We start from the raw sequence: 3,838 nt of genomic DNA, 5'->3' as shown, positions 1-3,838 counted from the left end.
GCCCCCGGCCGCACCGCCGGCGCCCCCCGCGCCACCGGCCCCGCCGAAGGCGACCACCACCGACATCGCCGTGGCCTGCCCGCGGCAGGTCAAGCCCGAGATGCCGCGCAAGGCGATGGACGAAGGCATCGGCGGCGTGGTCAAGGCCGAGGTGCGCATCAAGGGCGGCCATGTGCAGGAGGTGCGCTTCCTGTCGGGGCCGCGCGTGTACCACTCGGCCGTGCGGGCCGCGGTGATGCGCTACGAATGCCAGACCACGGGCGACGCGGAGGTGCTGGCGACGCAGGAGTTCGTCTTCCGCATCGAGTAGGGGAAGGAGCCGATCTGTCTTCTTCAGACAGATCGGCCCATGGCGAGCGCGCGCATCACGGCGGCCGTGCGCGTCTCCACGCCCAGCTTCACGTAGACATGCTCCAGGTGCTTGTGCACGGTGCGGGGGCTGATCGTCAGCAGCGCGGCGATCTCGGCGTCGGTCTTGCCCTGCGAGAGCCAGTGCATGACATCGCCCTCGCGCGGCGTGAGGCCGGCCGGCTGCGCATCCGGCAACGGCGCCGGCGTTCGGCAGGCCAGCCGGTACAGGAAGGCTACGGCCATCGCATGCTCCAGCCCCACGCGCCGGCAGTAGTCGGCCTGCTGCGCGGCGCGGCGCAGTTCGCGCCGGCCCGGTGCCTTGGCGATGCGGCGGGTGGTGCGCGTGGGATGCGCGTCGGCGCTGCGATGCCGCACGGGCACATGGCCGGACTCCAGTTTGTCCAGCAGGCGAAGTGCGCTCGCCCAATCGTTGCGCGACAAGTGCGTCATGGCATGCCCTTTCACGGTGCATACGCATTGCTGCGTATGGCGCCCGCACGCATCGAGAGACAGGATGCTCGCAGGCCCTTTGCCTCGAATTCAGTATAGGCAGGCAGCGGGCGCGCCAGTCGCTTGTCGACGAAGGGGATACACATGGCCATCGACGAAACACGGCTTAACGCGTTCATGGGTAACTTCGTCCACGACATCGGGGCCGTGATGCATGCGGCCACCATCGTCGTCGGCGACCAGCTCGGCCTGTACAAGGCGCTGGCCGAAGGCCCCGCCACCGCGGAGCAGCTCGCCCGCCGCACCGAGACCGACCCGCGCTACCTGCGCGAATGGCTCTCGGCCCAGGCCGCCAGCGGCTACGTCGAGTACGACCCCAAAGGCGAGCTGTTCTCGCTGACCGAGGAACAGGCTTTCGCGCTGGCCGAGGAAGGCAGCCCGGCCTTCGTGCCCGGCGCGTTCCAGATCGCCGTGGCGCAGTTCAAGATCATTCCCAAGATGGTCCAGGCCATGCGCACGGGCCTGGGCATCGGCTGGCACGAGCACGACGTGGCCCTGTTCCATGGCACCGAGCGCTTCTTCCGGCCTGGCTACGCGGCCAACCTGGTGAGCCAGTGGATTCCGGCGCTCGAAGGCATCGAGCCCTTGCTGAAAAGCGGCGCGCGCGTGGCCGACGTGGGCTGCGGCCACGGCGCCTCGACGCTGCTGATGGCGCAGGCCTATCCCCAATCCAGCTTCGTCGGCTTCGACTATCACGCGCCGTCGATCGAGCGTGCGCGCGAAACCGCGCGCAAGGCCGGTGTCGACGATGAAAAGCGACTGCGCTTCGAGGTCGCCAGCGCCAAGGATTTCCCCGGCGAAGACTACGACCTGGTCGCCGTCTTCGACTGCCTGCACGACATGGGCGACCCCGTCGGCGCGGCGGCGCATGTGCGGCGCACCCTCAAGCCGCAGGGCACGTGGATGATCGTCGAGCCCTTTGCCAACGACCGGCTGGAGGACAACATCAACCCGGTGGGGCGCGTGTTCTATTCGGCCTCCAGCTTCATCTGCACGCCGGCCTCGCGTTCGCAGGAAGTGGGCCTGTGCCTGGGGGCGCAGGCCGGCGAAGCGCGCCTGCGCGACGTCGTCTCGCAGGGCGGCTTCTCGCACTTCCGCCGCGCCAGCGAAACGCCCTTCAACCTGATCTTCGAAGCACGTCCGTAAGGACAAAGGAGGCGCCATGTCCCGCCAATACATCGATTGCCGCGAGTACCCGAGCACGATGAACTGCAGTGTCGCGCTCTGCGCCGACTCCGAAGGCGAACTGCTCGATGCCGCCGTCCAGCACGCCGTGGCCGTGCACGGCCACACCGACACGCCCGAACTGCGCAAGCAGCTGGCGAGCATGTTCAAGGCCGGCACGCCGCCGGTGCAGCTGGAGGCTGCGAAGACACCCGCCTGAGGGTCGCGATGTTGCACGGCCACGGCCGCCGCAACGAACCTTGATGCAGATCAAACGCTTGCATCGGCCCGGCATTTAGCCTGCCCCGATGCAAGCTTCTGCCGCGCTCGCGCCGTTTCCGTCCGTTCCATCGTCCGCCGGGAGTGACGCCCGCGCCGAAGCCTGGCAGCTGCTCGACGACCCCGCCGAGTGGGCCGCGTTCGGCCGCCCGCTGGAGGCAGGCACGGGCCGCTGGGAATCGCAGGTGGCGGTCGAAGGCATGCACTGCGCGGGCTGCGCCTTCACCGTCGAGGCCGCGCTGGCGCAGGTGCCCGGCGTGACCGAGGTGCAGGTGAACGCCGCGAGCCGGCGCGCGCGCGTCGTGTGGTCGGCCACGGCCACACGGCCTTCGCGTTGGTTCGAGGCCAGCGCGCGCGCGGGCTACCCCTTGCTGCCGGCCGGCAGCCGCAGCGCGCGCGAGACGCGCACGCGCGAGTTGCGCATGGCGCTGTGGCGCTGGCTGGTCGCGGGCTTTTGCATGATGCAGGTGATGATGTACGCCTACCCGGCCTACGTCGCGCGCCCCGGCGACATGACGGCCGACGCGGCGCAGCTGCTGCGCTGGGCCTCGTGGGTGCTCAGCCTGCCCGTGGTGCTGTTCTCGTGCGGGCCCTTCTTTCGCAGCGCCTGGCGCGACCTGCGCATCGGGCGCGTGGGCATGGACCTGCCCGTGACCTTCGGCGTGCTCATCACCTTCGTGGTGAGCACCGCCGCCACCTTCGACCCCAAGGGGCCGCTGGGGCACGAGGTCTACTTCGACTCGCTGACGATGTTCGTCTTCTTCCTGCTCACCGGCCGCTGGCTCGAGGCGCGGCTGCGCGACCGCACGGCCGGCGCGCTCGAAGCGCTGATGCACCGGCTGCCCGACAGCGTCGAACGCCTCGGGCCCGACGGCGAATGGACGCGCGTGGCGGTGCGCCGGCTCGGCGCGGGCGACGTGGTGCGTGTGCGCCCCGGCGAGGCCTTCCCGGCCGACGGCACGGTGATCGACGGCGACACCACCGCCGACGAGGCGCTGCTCACCGGCGAGTCGCGCCCCGTGCCGCGCCCCCGCGGCGACCGCGTGCTCGCGGGCAGCCACAACCTCTCGGCCGTGGTGCAGGTGCGCATCGCGTCGGTGGGCGAGGGCACGCGCTTCGCGCAGATCGTGCGGCTCATGGAAAACGCCGCGCTCGACAAGCCGCGCCTGGCCCGGCTCGCCGACCGCGTGGCGCGGCCCTTTCTCATCGCGGTGCTGGCCTGCGCGTTCGGCGCGGGCGCGCTGTGGTGGGCGGTCGATCCCGGCAAGGCGCTGATGGTCGCGGTGGCGGTGCTGATCGTCACCTGCCCGTGTGCGTTGTCGCTGGCCACGCCCGCTGCGATGCTCGCGAGCGCGGGCGCCCTGGCGCGCGGCGGCGTGCTCACGTCGAACCTGCAGGCGCTCGAAGCGCTGGCCGGCGTCGACACCGTGGTGTTCGACAAGACCGGCACGCTCACGGGCGACACGCCGCGCCTGGAGCGCGTGTACTGCCGCCAGGGCCTGCGCCCGGGCGATGCGCTGGAGATCGGCGCGGC

The 3,838-nt window shown here is 70.9% G+C and carries 4 protein-coding genes and 1 pseudogene; 4 read left to right on the top strand and 1 reads right to left on the bottom strand.

The window, feature by feature from the left end; genetic code table 11:
• A pseudogene (locus VBO01S_RS32945) lies at nucleotides 1–310 on the top strand (energy transducer TonB); the annotation flags it as partial.
• Between the two features lie 23 nt (nucleotides 311–333).
• On the opposite strand, the gene VBO01S_RS33485 reads toward VBO01S_RS32945, so the two are convergent.
• A complete protein-coding gene (locus VBO01S_RS33485) occupies nucleotides 334–801 on the bottom strand; it encodes a helix-turn-helix transcriptional regulator (RefSeq protein ID WP_062482955.1) in 468 nt (155 codons plus the stop codon).
• A gap of 144 nt (nucleotides 802–945) precedes the next feature.
• On the opposite strand from VBO01S_RS33485, the gene VBO01S_RS31020 reads away from it, so the two are divergent.
• The 3 genes from VBO01S_RS31020 to VBO01S_RS31010 form a co-directional block, all read left to right on the top strand.
• Nucleotides 946–2,007 carry a class I SAM-dependent methyltransferase gene (locus tag VBO01S_RS31020; protein WP_062482952.1) on the top strand — a complete coding sequence of 354 codons (1,062 nt, stop codon included), beginning with the start codon at nucleotides 946–948 and terminating at the stop codon, nucleotides 2,005–2,007.
• A 16-nt stretch (nucleotides 2,008–2,023) separates the two neighbouring features.
• On the top strand, nucleotides 2,024–2,245 hold the full coding sequence (locus VBO01S_RS31015) for a DUF1059 domain-containing protein (RefSeq protein WP_062482949.1): 222 nt from the start codon (nucleotides 2,024–2,026) through the stop codon (nucleotides 2,243–2,245).
• Nucleotides 2,246–2,333: 88 nt separating this feature from the next.
• On the top strand, nucleotides 2,334–3,838 hold a 1,505-nt coding region (locus VBO01S_RS31010; protein WP_157627540.1), incomplete at its 3' end, for a heavy metal translocating P-type ATPase.

This window comes from Variovorax boronicumulans NBRC 103145, from assembly GCF_001591345.1.
GTDB classification, from domain to species: Bacteria; Pseudomonadota; Gammaproteobacteria; order Burkholderiales; family Burkholderiaceae_C; genus Variovorax; species Variovorax boronicumulans.
This window is presented reverse-complemented; position numbering and strand designations above follow the sequence as displayed.

Bases quoted from the DNA above. Each gene is read 5' to 3' on its own strand.
- VBO01S_RS31020 (WP_062482952.1), top strand. From the start codon at position 946: ATGGCCATCGACGAAACACGGCTTAACGCGTTCATGGGTAACTTCGTC.
- VBO01S_RS33485 (WP_062482955.1), bottom strand. From the start codon at position 801: ATGACGCACTTGTCGCGCAACGATTGGGCGAGCGCACTTCGCCTGCTG.
- VBO01S_RS31015 (WP_062482949.1), top strand. From the start codon at position 2,024: ATGTCCCGCCAATACATCGATTGCCGCGAGTACCCGAGCACGATGAAC.